Annotated in this window: 18 protein-coding genes; 8 read left to right on the top strand and 10 right to left on the bottom strand. The window is 39.5% G+C overall.

The window, feature by feature from the left end; genetic code table 11:
* On the top strand, positions 1 to 252 hold a 252-nt coding region (locus tag ACSHXM_RS16955), incomplete at its 5' end, for a hypothetical protein (RefSeq protein WP_435690663.1).
* A 66-nt stretch (positions 253 to 318) separates the two neighbouring features.
* Here ACSHXM_RS16955 and ACSHXM_RS16950 read toward each other — a convergent pair.
* From ACSHXM_RS16950 to ACSHXM_RS16930, 5 genes are all read right to left on the bottom strand, one after another.
* Positions 319 to 1,068, bottom strand: coding sequence for a phytanoyl-CoA dioxygenase family protein (locus tag ACSHXM_RS16950; RefSeq protein WP_435690661.1), 750 nt, complete (start codon positions 1,066 to 1,068; stop codon positions 319 to 321).
* A 46-nt stretch (positions 1,069 to 1,114) separates the two neighbouring features.
* Positions 1,115 to 1,468 carry a hypothetical protein gene (locus ACSHXM_RS16945; protein ID WP_435690659.1) on the bottom strand — a complete coding sequence of 118 codons (354 nt, stop codon included), beginning with the start codon at positions 1,466 to 1,468 and terminating at the stop codon, positions 1,115 to 1,117.
* A gap of 45 nt (positions 1,469 to 1,513) precedes the next feature.
* Positions 1,514 to 2,512 (bottom strand): cytochrome d ubiquinol oxidase subunit II, encoded by a 999-nt coding sequence (gene cydB, locus ACSHXM_RS16940; protein ID WP_435690657.1) that lies wholly within the window; start codon positions 2,510 to 2,512, stop codon positions 1,514 to 1,516.
* A 1-nt stretch (position 2,513) separates the two neighbouring features.
* Positions 2,514 to 3,893, bottom strand: a complete 1,380-nt coding sequence (locus ACSHXM_RS16935; protein ID WP_435690655.1) for a cytochrome ubiquinol oxidase subunit I — start codon at positions 3,891 to 3,893, stop codon at positions 2,514 to 2,516.
* A 73-nt stretch (positions 3,894 to 3,966) separates the two neighbouring features.
* Complete coding sequence (locus tag ACSHXM_RS16930; RefSeq protein ID WP_435690653.1) at positions 3,967 to 4,518, bottom strand: GbsR/MarR family transcriptional regulator; 552 nt, start codon at positions 4,516 to 4,518, stop codon at positions 3,967 to 3,969.
* Between the two features lie 170 nt (positions 4,519 to 4,688).
* Here ACSHXM_RS16930 and ACSHXM_RS16925 point away from each other — a divergent pair, with 170 nt between their 5' ends.
* The 3 genes from ACSHXM_RS16925 (at position 4,689) to ACSHXM_RS16915 (ending at position 6,874) form a co-directional block, all read left to right on the top strand.
* Positions 4,689 to 5,720, top strand: a complete 1,032-nt coding sequence (locus tag ACSHXM_RS16925; RefSeq protein WP_435690651.1) for a cellulase family glycosylhydrolase — start codon at positions 4,689 to 4,691, stop codon at positions 5,718 to 5,720.
* Positions 5,721 to 5,889: 169 nt separating this feature from the next.
* Positions 5,890 to 6,411 carry a hypothetical protein gene (locus ACSHXM_RS16920; RefSeq protein WP_435690649.1) on the top strand — a complete coding sequence of 174 codons (522 nt, stop codon included), beginning with the start codon at positions 5,890 to 5,892 and terminating at the stop codon, positions 6,409 to 6,411.
* A gap of 127 nt (positions 6,412 to 6,538) precedes the next feature.
* Positions 6,539 to 6,874, top strand: coding sequence for a zinc ribbon domain-containing protein YjdM (locus ACSHXM_RS16915; RefSeq protein WP_435690647.1), 336 nt, complete (start codon positions 6,539 to 6,541; stop codon positions 6,872 to 6,874).
* Between the two features lie 58 nt (positions 6,875 to 6,932).
* On the opposite strand, the gene ACSHXM_RS16910 is transcribed toward ACSHXM_RS16915, so the two are convergent.
* The 3 genes from ACSHXM_RS16910 to ACSHXM_RS16900 form a co-directional block, all read right to left on the bottom strand.
* Entirely contained in the window at positions 6,933 to 7,232 is a 300-nt protein-coding gene (locus ACSHXM_RS16910) for a DUF1330 domain-containing protein (protein ID WP_435690645.1), read from the bottom strand.
* A 163-nt stretch (positions 7,233 to 7,395) separates the two neighbouring features.
* Positions 7,396 to 8,148 (bottom strand): DUF6090 family protein, encoded by a 753-nt coding sequence (locus ACSHXM_RS16905; RefSeq protein WP_435690643.1) that lies wholly within the window; start codon positions 8,146 to 8,148, stop codon positions 7,396 to 7,398.
* 185 nt (positions 8,149 to 8,333) lie between these two features.
* Positions 8,334 to 10,073 carry a lysophospholipid acyltransferase family protein gene (locus ACSHXM_RS16900; protein ID WP_435690641.1) on the bottom strand — a complete coding sequence of 580 codons (1,740 nt, stop codon included), beginning with the start codon at positions 10,071 to 10,073 and terminating at the stop codon, positions 8,334 to 8,336.
* 237 nt (positions 10,074 to 10,310) lie between these two features.
* On the opposite strand from ACSHXM_RS16900, the gene yegD reads away from it, so the two are divergent.
* The 4 genes from yegD to dbpA all read left to right on the top strand — a co-directional run bounded on the left by yegD (position 10,311) and on the right by dbpA (position 14,991).
* Positions 10,311 to 11,663 (top strand): molecular chaperone, encoded by a 1,353-nt coding sequence (yegD, locus tag ACSHXM_RS16895; RefSeq protein WP_435690639.1) that lies wholly within the window; start codon positions 10,311 to 10,313, stop codon positions 11,661 to 11,663.
* A 144-nt stretch (positions 11,664 to 11,807) separates the two neighbouring features.
* On the top strand, positions 11,808 to 12,839 hold the full coding sequence (gene pyrC, locus ACSHXM_RS16890; RefSeq protein WP_435690637.1) for a dihydroorotase: 1,032 nt from the start codon (positions 11,808 to 11,810) through the stop codon (positions 12,837 to 12,839).
* A gap of 55 nt (positions 12,840 to 12,894) precedes the next feature.
* Positions 12,895 to 13,584, top strand: coding sequence for a crotonase/enoyl-CoA hydratase family protein (locus tag ACSHXM_RS16885; RefSeq protein WP_435690635.1), 690 nt, complete (start codon positions 12,895 to 12,897; stop codon positions 13,582 to 13,584).
* A 27-nt stretch (positions 13,585 to 13,611) separates the two neighbouring features.
* Positions 13,612 to 14,991, top strand: coding sequence for an ATP-dependent RNA helicase DbpA (gene dbpA, locus ACSHXM_RS16880; protein WP_435690633.1), 1,380 nt, complete (start codon positions 13,612 to 13,614; stop codon positions 14,989 to 14,991).
* Positions 14,992 to 15,052: 61 nt separating this feature from the next.
* Here dbpA and ACSHXM_RS16875 read toward each other — a convergent pair whose 3' ends face one another.
* Positions 15,053 to 15,421: a response regulator gene (locus ACSHXM_RS16875; RefSeq protein WP_435690631.1), complete on the bottom strand. Its 369-nt coding sequence runs from the start codon at positions 15,419 to 15,421 to the stop codon at positions 15,053 to 15,055.
* Positions 15,418 to 16,956 carry a PAS domain S-box protein gene (locus tag ACSHXM_RS16870; RefSeq protein ID WP_435690629.1) on the bottom strand — a complete coding sequence of 513 codons (1,539 nt, stop codon included), beginning with the start codon at positions 16,954 to 16,956 and terminating at the stop codon, positions 15,418 to 15,420. The genes ACSHXM_RS16875 and ACSHXM_RS16870 overlap by 4 nt, the downstream gene beginning before the upstream one ends.
* Between the last annotated feature and the right edge of the window lie 66 nt (positions 16,957 to 17,022).

Here is a 17,022-nt window from a genome sequence, read left to right as displayed (position 1 = left end):
GGCGAGGATGCCTTTGTGGAAATTGGTAATGAGTCGTCAAATATGTTGAAAATATCTTTGGTTGGAAGCAGAGATCCAAATGTGTATACGATTAATTTACGACAAAAAGAGCTTAAGGGGAAAGACTGGCATGAAGTGAGCTACTTCATCCCTGAGGTAGGAATTGGAGAAGAAATGTATTCTGTAGTCAATACTGGTGATTGGAAGCGTTTATTTTATTTTAGCTCTGTTAAAAAAACTAAAAACGAATAACTCATATTAAGGTTGGACTAATTTAATTCTAGTCGGTTTCTTGGTTAACTTAAGCTTGTAGCTGTTTTACAAAAACAATGATGAATCGAGTTTCGGTAACATCGAAGCGGGAGGCTGATGGTCAACAGTAATAAACTCAATCAGTTGAGGCGTGTTTTCACAATATAATAAATCCAAGGCTAGCCTGTTATGACCATAAAGTCCTCTGTGGATCATGTTGGCTGAAAAAATGAGTATGTCACCTTGGGTCAAAGATATGGTTTTACCTCTGGGTAGATCTTCAGAGTTTACATGACCATCTAGCTGCATTCGTACTTGTAATTCTTCTTCATTATCCCATTTTTTATGCGAGCCAGGGATAACTTCAATTCCCCTCTCATCGGTAAGCGGGATCCTCACATGTAACACTTCAGGGCCTTTTAGTGCTTGTTTTTGTTCTTCTATGTTCAGATGATATTGAGGGTCACGATGCCAATAGTTAGCTTGGTTAGGGGTGACGGGATCAAAGAATAATTGTGTTCCCATAAAAATCGCATCTGGAATGATATCTTTTACCCTAGATACGATTCTTTCATCAGATATTAGTTTAAACAAGGTTAAGCGCTGAGCTGCGGTTAAATAACTTTTAGCGGTGAGGCCTGAACTATTCACTGCTCTAGTGTGATAAAACTCTTGGTTATCAATACACCATGCTTGATGAAAATCATCAATACAGGGCTTGATGATAGAGAGTTGCTGTGAAGTGAAAAAGTCGCAAAGCTTAATATATCCATTTTGGGAGAAAAAACGTTGAGGTGAGTTCTCTGCATTAAGCATATTTGGCGAATACCATTATTAATTTGATTAGCTTGAGTTTAAGCATTTAAAGCAAGCTGAACAATATTAAACCAGCCATTAGTAAAAACACTATCCAAGACAAATGTTTGCCTCGGGTGAAAAAAGCCGCCATTAATGCACTGATAAAACATACGATAGAAATAGTAATTAAAAATAACTTTGAGTGAGCCGTATCAAACATCAATATGACAGCAATACCAAACCAGGTTATTGACGTGATATGCCAAGCGAACCTAAGGGTACTTTTAGTAAATTGGTCATTGCCAAAAATGGCTGGAAGATCGTTTCTACGAAATAAACGAATTAAAATGTATCTTTCACCTAAATAGGAGTGGGCAATGCCGGTAATTATCATAATAATTGCGACTAATACCAACATGTTGCCCTCCTGTTTATACTCAATGATTTAATATTCCACTTGGTTTTAGTAATACCGTAAATCTTGCACTTTTCCCCAAAATACTCGATATGAAAAAATCGTATAGGCGAGTATGCAAGGAATAACAATAAGTGCACCGTATAAAATAAAACGTAATGATTCTGGTGCACTAGAGGCTTGCCAAATGGTGAGTTTGCCAGGAACCACATAGGGATAAAAACTAAAGGCTAAACCACAAAAACAAAATATATAAACCACAACCGTAATCAAAAAGGGTAACCAGCAGCCTGAATCATTTTTTAAAGGTAACTGCTTGAGAACTAAATGACCTACACCTAACAGGGCGAAACTGGCAATCGGGATAAAAGCCGCAAAATATACAAAAGGAGCACTTGTCCATTTATCGAACACAAATGGGTTGATAAGTGGATTGACAACACACACTGCCAGAATGCCTATAAAGCTAATTTTCCCGGTTATTTTTGCCCATTCAATGGCTTTTAATTGTAATTCATCCGAGGTTTTTAAAATTAACCACGTACTTCCAATTAAGGCGTAAGCACATGTCACACCTAAAGCACTAAGGCATGCGAACACATAGGCAAGCACTGAAAATTCAAAGCCCATGACAAAATGACCCAACATGTAACCTTGGCTACTACTGGCTATAAATGAGCCAAGTTTAAAAATTTGATTCCAACGGTGTTTATTGACTTGCGCCACTTTGGCGCGAAAATCAAATGCCACACCTCGTAAAATCAATCCTACCAACATGATGGCACTAGGAATATACAGTGCTTTTAAGATCACGCTATGACCACTCGGAAAAGCTATCAGCATTAAGCCAACGGCTAAAACCAACCAGGTTTCATTTGCGTCCCAAAAGGGCCCAATTGAGGCAATCATCTGATCGGCTTGTTTGTCGTTATCCAAAGGTAATAATAAACCTACGCCTAAGTCGTAACCATCTAAAATAGCGTAAACAATGATAGATAAGGCCATGAGTGCGGCAAAAATTATGGGTAAGTTTGCATCTGCGAACATGTTAAGACCCCTCCTGTTGCTGTGTGGGTTTAGTTTGCTCTGTACTCATGTGATTGAGCATATCAACTGGCTGTATTTCTTCAATTTCAACGGCTCTTCTAGCCATTAAAAATAGGGTGTGCAAATAGGCAATCAATAAAATTGCATACACAGACATGTACAAAATAAAGCTAAATAAAACGTTACCTGAAGCAATATCGGTTACTGCGTCTGCCGTTTTTAACACGCCGGAAACAAGGTAAGGCTGGCGACCAATTTCGGTGACATACCAGCCCGCCAAGGTTGCAATCCAACCAGAAAAGCTCATGCCCACCAGTGTATACAGAGCTGGCTTAGTTAAGTGTTTATGGCGTAATAATTTAACGCTGCAATACCAAGCAACGATTAACATCAGCATGCCAATACCTACCATGATCCTAAATCCATAAAAGACAGGCGCCACGGGAGGATGTTCTCCAATAAATTCATTTAGCCCGCGTACTTCTCCTTCTGGATCATGGGTCAAAATAATACTTGTGACTTTAGGGATGGCTATTTCAAAGTGATTAGTACGATTTTTTTCATCAGGGATCGCAAATAAAAGTAAGGGTACTGACTTCTCTGTTTCCCATACTCCTTCCATGGCAGCCACTTTTTGGGGTTGATGTTCAAAGGTGTTTAACCCATGTAAATCACCTACAAAAATTTGTAATGGCATCAAAATAGCGGCCACAAATACCGCCGTTTTCAAAGCAATACGAGGCGCTTTTTTATTGTCACCATTAATAATTCGATAAGCGGATATCCCGGCTATTAAAAACGCCGCAGTTAAACCGGAAGCAAGCAGAACATGTACTAAACGATATGGAAAAGAAGGGTTGAATATAATCGCCCACCAATCAAGTGCATGTGCTACGCCATCACGCATTTCAAACCCAGTAGGAGTTTGCATCCAGGAGTTCAGAGCGATAATCCAAAAAGCCGATAGTGTGGTGCCCACGGCTACGAGTAGAGTGGATAGAGTGTGCAACCAGCTAGGTACGCGGTGAATACCAAATAACATGACACCTAAAAAAGTGGCTTCTAAGAAAAACGCGGTTAATACTTCATAACCCAATAAAGGCCCTGCAATGTTGCCCACCCTCTCCATATACCCTGGCCAATTTGTACCAAACTGGAAGGACATAGTGATGCCACTTACTACTCCTAAGGCAAATGTTAATGCAAAAATTTTCACCCAAAAACGATAGATCCTCATCCAAACAGGATGGCCACTAAGATTAAAGCGCAACTTAAAATAGAATAAGAACCAACCAAGGGCGATGGTGATGCTCGGAAATAAAATGTGAAAACTGATATTGGCTGCAAATTGTAAGCGAGACAATAGTAAGACGTCATCCATAGGACACCTCTATTTAGTAATGATTTGAGTGGTTATTTAGTTTGCTGAGCTATTGCAGTTGAGCCGAGGCCAGCTATTCATTACTGCGTTTAAGTAATTTATCTTTCATATCAAGTACTTTTCCGACACCTGAGCCGAGTTTCATTAATGTATCTAATTTCTCTGGGCTAAGCCTTTGTAATTCACTAGACCATTTTGTAATGCCTTCTAATAAATCATGTACTTCTTGTAATTTTTCTTGGGCATGAAGTTCGTCATCGTTAGCAGGAGTGTCGAGTAAAATATCTCTAAGCAAAGACAAAGTGGGATCCATTTCTCTTTTACGTCTTTCTTCAAATACACGGTTAGCCATGTCCCATATGCTGCCATTGGTGTGAAAATAGTCTTTTCTGTCACCTGGTTTGTGGTGTGTTTGCACTAAACGCCATGACTGTAATTCTTTTAGTCCCATACTGACGTTGCCTCGAGATATACTTAAGGCTTCAGCGATTTGGTTAGCACTGATAGGTTCCTTGCTAACCACAAGTAAGGCATACATTTGTCCAACGGTTCTATTAAATCCCCAACGGCTACCCATTTCGCCAAAATGCATGACGAAAGTTTCTATCATAGGTGTCATTATCATTTTGTTAATCTCACAGTACGCATTAAGTTTTAAAGTTTCAGTAATTACTGAAACTTTAAAACTTAATGCGGGGGAAGTCAATTAGTATTAAAAAAGAGAAGTCGATTTGCTTATTTTTAAATAATCAAATTTTGCTATTCTTGAGTTACTTTGCCTTTGAGGGATGCCAGATGCTTTTGAAACTTAAATTAGTCTATTTAAAGAATTGGCTAGGTTTGTTGCTTATTTCTTTGGTGCCTTCGGTTTATGCAGGTATAACGGTTCAACGAGGGGCGGTATTAGATAGTCAGGGTAAACCGTTTGTTATTAGTGGTTTTAACGTAACACACGCTTGGTCGCCTCAAACCACAAAAAAAGCGATTCATTCGGCGGCTAGTTTTGGGGTAAATACTATTCGAGTGGTGTTAAGTAATGGCCATATTTGGCGCAAAAATACCCCAGAAGAAGTGCAAGGTATTATTCAACAAGCAAAGTCATTAGGCATAGTCACTATGTTAGAAGTACATGAAACCACAGGTTTCGGCAGTAATGACCACGCTATTTCCATCGGGCAGGTCATGCCTTTTTGGCTGTCGTTAGTTGATGTTTTAAAAGGAACTGAAGGTTATGTGATGATTAATATCGGCAATGAGCCTGTACACGGAGAAGGGCAGTTAAAAAACTGGAAGCAACCTCACATAGATGGAATTAATCTTCTTAGAGATGCTGGTTTAGGGCATTTGATGGTGGTTGATGCACTCAGTTATGGCCAAGATCATGAACGAATCATGGTTAAACATGCTGCAGATATATCCAATGCAGACCCACTGCATAACGTGCTGTACAGTGTGCATATGTATCAGGTGTATCCTAATGCCTTAAAAGTTCAACAATATTTTAATGACTTTAAAATGGCAAAGTTACCCTTAATCGTCGGTGAGTTTGGTGATGAACATCAAGGACAACCAGTCGACGAAGATGCCATTCTTAAGTTAGGTGCAGAATATAAAGTAGGTTTATTAGCTTGGTCTTGGACCGGTAATAATACAGAAAACCGGCATTTAGATTTGGCGGTTAAAGGCAACCCAGATGAACTATCGTCTTGGGGTCAGCGATTCTTATTAGGCGAAAATGGAGTCTGTCAAACCTCGCGTTTAGCAAATTTTAAAGAGAATAATTTGCACGTTTCACCAGAATATAAAAGTCGGTGTGAGGACAAATAAGTTTTTCTAAGTTCACAGTTTTGTCACTTAGGTTAGTTACTCTTAATTAGCGCTTGTTAGTAACTGCCTGATGTATTAGGATTTTTTAAACGAACTCTATGAAATAATTCTGGTCCTACTTAGGTCTACACAAGTGAATCCTTGTAGTTGTCATAAAAATAGGAAAAAAATGCTTAAAGCTGATGTTGAGATAAATAGCTTGTTGGAAACGGTTGAACAAGCAAAAAGTTTTTTGTTTGCAATTAGCCCCGAAAACTATCAACAGGTGTTAACCCCACATTTTGCCAGTAGTGCAGGTGCACATATGCGGCACATTTTGGACCACTATTTAGCCTTGATAGAAGGTTTGACTAATGGAGTGGTTAACTACAACAAACGTCATCGTCATTCAGAAGTGGAGTCTTGCCCTAAAGCCGCCCTTGCCGGTTGGGAAAAAGTCGAAAACTGGCTCAATCAACTCACAACGAATTGTGCATCACTACCCATTAAGGTTATTTGTGAAACATCTGTGAATGAAACTAAAAATATTCATACCTCTTCTACTTTAGGTCGCGAGTTAGTGTTTGTGTCTAGCCATGCCGTGCATCACTTTTCTCTGATGTCGGTTATTCGTTCATTACAAGGTCAACACACCGATGCTAATTTTGGTATCGCACCAAGTACTGCCACTTATTTGCGAGAACAAGCCTAACTTTTCTAACACCAAACTCGCTAAATCTGGCATTTCTTTTCTGGTATTCCATATTAAAAGTAAGGATAATCCGCTGCCTATTTGAGTTTAAGGTCGCAATCTGGCCGTGTTTAAGGATGTTTCTACCATGAGTGATTTACCTAATTGTCCCCAATGTGATTCAGCCTATACCTATGAAGACCGTGATATGTTTGTATGTCCAGAATGTGCACACGAATGGCCACAAGCGGGAGAAGTGGATGAAGATGCTAAAGTCATAAAAGACTCTAATGGCAATACCTTACAAGATGGCGACACAGTCACTGTCATCAAAGATTTAAAAATCAAAGGTTCATCGTCTGTAGTAAAAGTAGGCACCAAGGTGAAAAACATTCGTTTAGTGGACGGCGATCATGACATCGATTGTAAAATTGACGGCATTGGCGCCATGAAACTTAAGTCCCAGTTTGTGAAAAAGGTATAGAAAAAGCTTTAGGCTTTGCGCTCAAATCTAGCGGCAGAGCCACTGATGCTTTTATATGTTACAAATATTGATGGAATCTATTTGTAACATAAACCTCCATTTTGCTAATCATTTGCTCTTTCAATGATGATAATTCAATGACTCTCGGATCATTTTTGTAAGCTTTAAAAGACTCAATATTTGGAAAATGGATGACATGAATTTCATCAGGTTCATTTTCTGCTTTGTTTTCGTTAAATGAAGCACTGAGCAATTCACCTTGATGTTCACGTAAGATTGGAATGGCTTTAGACTCAAATTCTCTTAAACCATTAATGCCATTATTCGAAGCATATAGTAACGCAATAATCTGAATCATAATTTTTATCAATTCCATTAAATAACTGTACGTTCATAACTCCTATCACGACGTTTTAGTATAGATAACTACTCACAGTGCAAGATATCAATTTAAAGAAGCTAAAATGACACCCATCGCAATAATGTTAAACATGTCTTTTAAATTGTAATTCTGTTGTTTATCACATTTGAACTTTGGCAGATATTTTGATCAACTCAGATACATCACGGGTTAGGGTTAATTGGTTTTCTTCTGCTGTTAACTGCAGTAAATGTAACAGAAATATGGTTTCATAATGTGCTTCATATGCTCGCAGCGCTTCCAAATCAAAAGATCGAATGTATGCAATCGACTTTGTGCGGTCATTTAGCTCGTTAGTGTCAATTTGGGCACCTGCCCGGGAATTGATGAGCAGATTTCGGTCTATCCCTTCGTTACGGCTCATTTCAGCGAATATAAGTTCAACGAGTCTATTGTGTACAAAGGCATCCCGTTGCAAGCGTGCATCATATTCAATCAATGCGATCCGTAATTTTGCGCTCGACAGAGACGCCAAGCTACCACCGGAAACCATTTGCAGATAGGCCGCTGACTGGGGCGCTTGCCTGCCAGGATTTATGGCTGCCGATAATCCTAGTTTAATATCATCGGAGGCAAAATTTCCGTCGCCTTCAATGGCAGAAATTAAGTTGCGTAGTCTTTTTACCCATTCGTCTCGTACTGAGATTTGCCGGGTTAAATGAGTTTCGATGTGATCAAACTCTTGGGCTAATTGCTGTAACACTAGCTGTTCAACGTCATGGGATTTATGCGCCTCATTCCAATTGGCGACCTGAATGCCAAAGAAAACGCCTACCACAACGATCAGCAGGTCTAAGGCTACGGCAAACCAATTCTGGCTGCGGATATGTTTGGTAATTGAGCGCAGTAGCATGGTGATTGCTTGTTCCTTTTTTAAAGAGTGTAAAGAGATTTAGCATTATGAACGATCAATGTCATCAATTAACTGGGGATACTTCATGCACTGACCTCAGATAATTTAAATCTCAGTTTGTGAAAAAAGTTTAATCTAAAACATAAAAGCCGCTAGTTGCGGCTTTTACTAAGCTAATCCTGTCGTTATTCAGCCGTTTTATATTCTTGCCAACCATCCGCTAAATAGAGTTTTAGCAACTTCTCTGGTGCGGAAGGTAAATCTACACTTAGTAACAATCCAGGTGTATCGTTAAAGCTTTTATCCACACCTAAACTATGAAATACGGCACCTAACTTTTTATAGTGTTTAAGTAAAATGGGTACATCTTTGCCATCAGCTTCTAAACCTTTAAGAAGTGGTGTGACGTGAGATTTCAATTCGTGACTATACGCAAAGTCAGCGAATTCAGGATGGAATTCATAGAGGTATGGGTGCCTACGGGCAACTTTATTGGTTTGAGTAATCATGGCTTTTTCAATTATCGCGACACTACGCATGTCGTACAATTTACTAATGGACACTGTGCCGTATAAGGTTCGATATTGAGGATATTGGCAAACAAACGCGCCTATACCGCGCCATAATAAATATAACCCTTGAAAACTTCTTTGATACTCAGGAATTAAAAATGATCGTCCCATTTCTAAACAAGGTTTGTTCCTATTGACAAATTTAGGGCCAAAATCGAACATTTTGTGCAGGTATAAATTTTCTAGATTGCCATCTGCTAATAACTTGTCAGTTTGCCCCATTCTGTAGGCACCAATTATTTGTCCGGAATCTGGTTTGATTACAAATAAATGGGTATAGCTGGCATCAAATTTATCTGTGTCTATTGGTTCGCCGCTGCCTTCGTTATGTTGTCTAAAAACCAGCTCTCTTAATCGCGCTATTTCGTGCACCGTTTGGGGTAATTGGTGTTGATAGCCAAAGTAAACAGATAGGCCTTTGTGATCGAGTAAATGCTGATTAGCGGGTAGTTGACTGACTTCTTGTAAAATCACCTCGCCACTTATTTCGGCTGCAAGCGGTTTTAAATGGGTAACAGGGTCGTCGGGCCATTCTTGTTGCCATGCGGGATCTAATAAATAACTTTGGGCGCGAAATAATTCGGTTTGAATTGTTGCATCTAAGCCTTGTTCGTAATGTTTTGCGGCTATGGGTTGACCAGCCGTGACTGTGATTTGGGTGTTGCGTTTGTTGGCTAATTCACGCGGTAACATCAACATACGTAGTCGAAAATAAATGCGACCTAGGCGATGAAATAATGGGCTATTTGTTCCGCTAATAAATACCGGCACATACTGAGCTTGGGTTTTATTCACAAGGCTCGCAACGATACGGTTCCATGATTCATCTGCAATTCGTTGGGTGTCTTTTTGGAAATGGCTCACACTTCCCGCTGGGAAAATAAGTAAGGCACCTTCTTGTTTAACATGTTTTAAACACTGACGAATGGAAGGTGCATTTTTAGGATCGTTTGCGGCCAAGGGATTGGTAAAAATAAAATAGTCTTGTAGTTCAGGAAATATTTTTAAACCTTTGTTAGCCATCACTTTAATGTCGGGGCGAACTTGTTCAATTGCCCAGGCTAACAACACACCTTCAATTCCGCCAAAAGGGTGATTGCTAGCAATCACCACAGGTCCGGTTTTAGGGATATTAGCTTGTAACGTTTCTACGCCATTTATTTGTAGGTTTAAGCCTTCTAATAATCGTTTGGCAAAGGTGGTTTTGTCTAAACCATGTAACTTGTTTTCAGAATATAGGGCATCCATTTTATTAATGGCTAAGATACGATCGAGTAATTTTAATATTGGCCGAGTGAACCAGTTCTTTTTGTTTGCTGGGACTAAATTTAGCAGGCTGATGGCTGCGGGCATAAAAACTTCCATAAATAATTTGTGAGCATATCTTGCTTGATTTAAAATAGAAATTCAGCCTTTTCTTGTCCTATATAAATGATTTTTTATCCCAATAAAATCATTTCAAATTTGGCCCCTAGGTAATTTAAATATATATAACTTCAAAATGTTGTGAGCTCTGAGAAATTGTCTTTGAGTTGATACAAATTTGAAAAGTTAATAGTCCTTTATGTAACTGTTATTAAAGAGGTAAAAATGGCCGTCGGTTTTGATTTCGGTACCGCCACATGTTCAGTCGCGCATATAGTTAATAATGAGGTTCACCCCGTTGCCATCAATGAGGGCGAGTTTTATATTTCTTCTACCATGTGTGCGCCAAATAGAGAATCCGTTTCTGAATCCCTTTATCGCCATTTAAATATATTGCCAATGAGTGACGTGGGCGAACAGTTATTGCAAAGCTCAATTAACACTAATAAAAGAGAAGGCATAGATGTTGTTCCTGATGACATCAGGTTCGGTAAACAAGCAACCGCTTTATATTTGCAGGATCCAACAGATTATTATTATGTGAAATCACCTAAGTCGTTTTTAGGTTTATTAGGATTAGATGAAATTCGTTACACCATCTTTGAGGATATTGTGTGTGCCATGATGGCCAATATTAAACACAACCTTGAATCCTCGTTAAGTCAGTCAATTGATGAAACTGTAATTGGTCGGCCTATTAATTTTCACAATAAGGGAGGAGAACAGTCAAATATTCAAGCCGAAAATATCTTACGTAGAGCGGCTACAAGAGCGGGTTTTAAACATATTGAATTTCAATTCGAACCGGTTGCGGCTGGGCTAGAATATGAAGCCAGTTTATCTTCAGATAGAAATGTGTTGGTAGTGGATATTGGAGGTGGTACGTCTGATTGCTCACTCATTCGTATGGGGCCAAATTGGGTAGGTAAACAAGAACGAACTGATTCTTTGTTAGGGCATGCTGGCAGTTTTGTAGGTGGCAATGACTTAGATATTCATCTTGCTAGCAAAAGTTTTATGTTTGAATTTGGCAAAGACACCAATACCAAGTCGGGGTTGCCCATGCCCAACATGCCGTTTTGGGAATGTATCGCTATCAACGATGTGATAGCGCAAAAAACCTTTTATTCTCGGGCAAATTATCGAGAGTTAAAGTCTATGTTATCTAGTGCTAAAGAGCCTGAAAAATTAATGCGATTGTTGCAGATTTACGACCATACTTTAGGTCACAGTATTGTGGCTGAGGCGGAAAGAAGCAAAGTCGCCTTGTCGGATACAGATAACTACAAAGCACTTATTCAGCTACCTTTAGAAAGTATAGACATTCCAGTCTCAGCGCAGCAGTTGGAAAAGTCTATTTACAGACCTGTGCTAAAAATACAAAAACTAGTGCAAGAAACATTGGCCCAAGCAGCAGCGCAACCTGATGAAATTTTTATCACTGGAGGTTCGGCTCGTTCACCCATTGTACGCGCAGCGATAAAATCAGTGGTGGGCAATGTCCCCATTGCAAATGGTGATTATGAAGGTTCGGTAACTGCTGGTTTAGCAAGGTGGGCTAATTTGTGTTTTAAGTAACAGATAACTACGCTACTTAAGGTCTCACCTTTCAATGTTAGTTATGACAAAAAATATTCTTTCGTATCGACCTTTTGTTGCGCAAAATAAGGCATAATAACGTATTGATTTTCAGCAGCTCTCTACACATTTTATAGGTCAAACATGCAACAAATTACTATCACGACACCAGACGATTGGCACTTACATTTTAGAGACGGAGAAATGTTAGGTGAAACAGTACCTGCAACGGCTAGATGTTTTGCTCGTGCGATTGTGATGCCTAATTTGGTACCTCCTGTAACAACAGCCCAAATGGCAACCGAATATAAACAACGAATTTTAGCTGCAGCGCCTAAAGAAAGCGGATTTGAACCCTTGATGACCTTGTTTTTGACTAATCAAACGTCAGTGCAAGATATTGTCGATGCAAAACAGGCAGGTGTGGTAGCGGCTAAGTTATACCCAGCCGGAGCCACCACTAACTCAGCGCAAGCGGTAAGCGGTATTGAAGCTATGTACCCGGTTTTTGCGGAAATGGAAAAACAAGGATTATTGCTGTTAATTCACGGTGAAGTGACCCAAACACATATCGATATTTTTGATCGTGAAAAGTTATTCATTGATCAATACATGACTAAAATTGTGGCCGCCTTTCCAAACTTAAAAGTGGTGTTTGAACATATTACCACTCAAGACGCGGCCGAGTTTGTGGCTGGCAGTTCTGACAAGGTGGCGGCAACAATTACACCTCAGCATTTATTGCTTAATCGTAATGATTTGTTAGTTGGTGGTGTTAAACCTCATAACTATTGTTTACCGGTTTTAAAGCGAGGTACTCATCAGCAAGCATTACGAAAAGCCGTAGCGACTGGGTCTCCTAAATTTTTCTTAGGCACTGATTCTGCACCTCACGCAAAACATGCTAAAGAATCTGCATGCGGATGTGCTGGTTGTTACAGTGCTTGGAGTGCATTAGAACTTTACACTCAGGTATTTGATGACCTAAATGCCTTAGATAAACTCGAAGGTTTTGCTAGTTTACACGGTGCAGATTTTTATGGTTTGCCACGTAACACAGGTACAGTGACCCTAGTCAAAGACAGTTGGCAGGTGCCTGATTCGGTAAGCCTTGCAAGTGGTGAAGCCATAGTGCCATTTTTTGCCGGACAAACGGTTAACTGGAAAATAGTTTAATACGATTTAGTTTTTAGGTCTAAGCTGTGGGTAGTCAAAACCTTGAGGAAATAGTATGTCTGAATTAGTGACTTATGACTTAACAGATAAAGTCGCCACTATCGGTTTACGTAACGGTAAAGTGAACGCCTTTTCTCATGGACTTATTGATGCCGTGCATACAGCCTTAGACCAAGCTGAACAAGACCAAGCTGTAGTGGTGATTACCGGACAGCCAGGAATTTTATCAGCAGGTTTTGATTTACAAGTCATGCGTGAAAGCCCACAAGCTGCCAATGAGTTGGTGGCTAAAGGGTTTAGTTTATTACGTCGGCTATTGGTATTTCCTACACCTATTATGGTGGCTTGTAGTGGCCACGCTGTGGCACTAGGGGCATTTTTATGTCTTGTTGCTGATTACCGAATTGGTGTGGCAGGAGATTTTAAAATTGGCTTAAATGAAGTGGCAATTGGTATGACTTTACCTTATACCGCCACTGAATTAGCCAAAGCTCATATCACTCCTGAGTATTTTAATCGCAGTGTATTATTGGCCCAAATTTTTAGCCCAGATGATGCAGTGAGCGCGGGGTTCTTAGATCAGGTGGTGAGTGAATCTGAATTTAAGTCTACCGTGACAAGTGTGGCAAAAAACATAACTACACTGAATATGTCAGCCCATCATGAAACCAAATTGAGAGCACGTGCAGCGTTATTGCAAGTGTTAGACGAATCCACCTTAAAAGACCAAGCTGCCACTAAGTAGTTTGGCATAAATTAATCAGAGATTATTTTGAATAAAGAATTTGCTTCATTAGGCCTAAAAAACGCCTTGTTAGATAACCTTGACTCCATGGGGTTCAAGGAAATGACAGAAATCCAAGCTATGAGTTTACCTGCCATTATTGAAGGTAAAGATGTGGTGGCCAAAGCCAAAACAGGCAGTGGTAAAACCGCTGCTTTTGGATTGGGATTATTACACAATTTAAGAGTGAAACGATTTAGAGTGCAGGCGTTAGTGATGTGTCCTACACGTGAATTGGCAGAGCAGGTTGCTTTAGAAATTCGTAAATTGGGCCGTGGAATTCATAATATTAAAGTGCTTACCTTATGTGGCGGTACACCTATGGGGCCTCAAATAGGCTCGCTAGAACATGGTGCACATATTATTGTAGGCACACCAGGACGAATTATGGATCACTTGTTCAGACAAAGATTAGATTTGTCTGAAGTGAATACCTTAGTGTTGGACGAAGCAGATCGAATGTTAGATATGGGCTTTGAAGTAGAGATGGCTAAGGTGATTGATGCGGTGCCATTAGATCGTCAAACCTTATTATTTTCAGCCACTTACCCCGACACAATTGCACAAATTAGTCGTGATGTGCAGCGCAGTCCTATTGAAGTGAGTGTTGAAGCGACCCACGAGACTAGCAGCATTGAGCAAATATTCTTTGAAGTAGAAGAGCCCCATAGAATTAAAGCTGTGGCAGCATTACTCAGTCATTATCAGGCAGAGTCGGCCATTGTATTCTGCAATACTAAAATTGCCTGCCAAGAAGTAGCTGACGAGTTAGCCAGCTTAGGTGTATCAGCTTTAGCCCTGCACGGTGACTTAGAACAAAGAGAAAGAACCCAAGTGTTAACACGTTTTGCTAATAGAAGTGTGTCTGTATTAATTGCCACAGACGTGGCGTCTCGGGGGTTAGATATTAAAGAAGTTAACGCAGTGATCAGTTATCAAATTACCCCAGATCCTGAAGTGCATATTCATCGAATTGGTCGCACGGGTAGGGCAGAGGCTAAAGGGCTAGCATTAACACTTTGTGCACCTAAAGAAATTGCCAGAGCCAACGCCATAGAAGACTATCAAAAAGCTAAAATTAAATGGACCAGCATCCAATCTATTCGTTTTCATGCTAATCGTTTGATCCAGCCAGAATATGCCACCATCTGTATTGATGGAGGCAAAAAGAGCAAAATCCGTCCTGGCGATGTTATAGGAGCATTGACAAAAGATGCCGACATAGCATTTGAAGACGTGGGTAAAATTAATGTGACGGCCACTCATACCTACGTGGCAGTGAAAACTCGAAGTGTAAAACGCGCCCTTAAACAATTTAACGAAGGTAAATTAAAAGGCCGTAAATTTAAGGCCCGTAAACTCGCTTAATCATTTTAATGGGCTAACAATCTAGGTTAGCCCATTTTATATCAATGCGGATTGGTATTATCTATAAACTAAGAGCTGATTCTATTTCAGCCACATCCAGTGGTTTGTTCAGGTATTTTTTTACAGAGCTATGCGCCATACATTTATTTCTATCGCTATTTTGAAATGAAGACGTCAACATAACCACGTTCGTTTTTACAATCGAACTTGCCTCATACTCATCTAAAAACTCTAAGCCGTTCATTCTTGGCATATTGATGTCTAAAAGTATCAGTTTGGGTTGTTGTGATAATGATTTCAGCAAATTGATGGCTTCTTCTCCATCATAAGCTTGAAGTACACTTAGCTCGGAATTAAATTTTTCGATCATGTATTTAGCTAAATACTGATCTATTTCGCTATCTTCAACTATCAGAATTGATTGCTTCATTGCACTTCCCTCTCCGTCATTTTGTTCTCAGGTGACAATTGAATTGGTATAGTAATTTCAAATAAGCTGCCATCATCACAATCAAAAAAAGTGACATTTCCATCTAAGATTTTGACACTTTTTTGCAACATATATAGTCCAAGTCCCGAACCAAAAGCTGTTTTGGGATGAAAACGCTTAAACATTTGAAATAATTTAGCTTGTTGGTTTTTAGGCACGCCTAAGCCGTTATCTCGAACCTTTAATATAAATTTATGGTGAACATTTTCTGTGGATATCTCGATGTAAGAATCATTCTTGCCAATATCTTGATACTTGATGGCATTGGATAACAAATTCTCTATGATCAGAATCAAACGACTTTTTGGTGCATATAGCTCATTTGTAAAATTAAGGTTTAATCTAATGTCCAGTCGATCAAAGTTTTCCATGTAACTGAGATTGCTTAGAGATTGATTAATGACTTCACTGACGTTAAGCGCGTTTATCTCTTCGTCTAATTTTGTAGCTTTAGTGAGCGTTAAAATGTCTTTAACCAGTTCTTCTAAGCGAGTAAGAGAAGTTTGTACCATGCCAATAGCCATTAGCGCTTTATCAGTTTCATTCGATTGAACCGCTTCTGATATTAGATCGAGCAACTTTATGGACGAAATGAGAGGAGAACGTAAATCGTGCGAAGTGCGATATGAAAATTCCTCTAACTCAGCATTTGCTTGTTTGATTTCGTCTTCAGCTTTTTTTCGAGCTGAAATATCTCTGACTATGCCACTATATATTCTTCTACCATGCACATTTATCTCACTTACTGATAAATCTAATGGAAACGTACTACCACTTTTGCGCTTTCCTTCTACTTCTCTGCCAAGTCCAATAATTTTTCTGGTGCCTGTTTGGGTATAGTTTTTTAAATAACCATCGTGTTCTTTGTGGTAAGGGTCAGGCATTAACATTTTTACATTTTTGCCAATGACTTCTTGCGGTGAGTATTCAAAAATTCTTTCGCAGGCTTTGTTGTAATGTTCAACAATACCGGTATCAGATATGGTGATCAGGCCGTCTACTGTATTGTCTACAATTGCCTGCAGTTGAGCTTGGTTTTCTTTTAATGCTTGTTCCGCTGATTTGCGGTCTGAAATGTCTCTTATGGTGCCGACAAACATGACTTCATTGTCAATTTTCATTTCACTCACCCCAAGTTCCATGGGGAATACACTGCCGTCTTTTCGTTTTGCTTTTACTTCTCTTCCTTTGCCAATTATTTGTTTTTCACCGGTTGAAAAATAATTGTGTAAGTACCCGTCATGTTCAGCATGATAGGGCTCTGGCATTAACATTTTAACGTTTTGTCCAATCACTTCTTCAGGAAGGTAACCAAATATTCTGACTGCTGAAGGGTTGAAGCTCAGAATCAAACCTTGGGAATTGATTGTAACAATTCCGTCAACCACGGTATTAAGCACCCCTTCTAAACTGGAGTGATAAAAATGATCCTTGTCCGCTTTACCCGAGCTGTCACTATCGACAAAATCAGACATATTAACTTCCTTCGCTAAATCTGATATCTGTCAGTATACGTAATATTAATGAGAAGTATATTACAC

This window comes from Paraglaciecola sp. (assembly GCF_051252315.1).
Lineage (GTDB): Bacteria > Pseudomonadota > Gammaproteobacteria > Enterobacterales > Alteromonadaceae > Paraglaciecola.
This window is presented reverse-complemented; position numbering and strand designations above follow the sequence as displayed.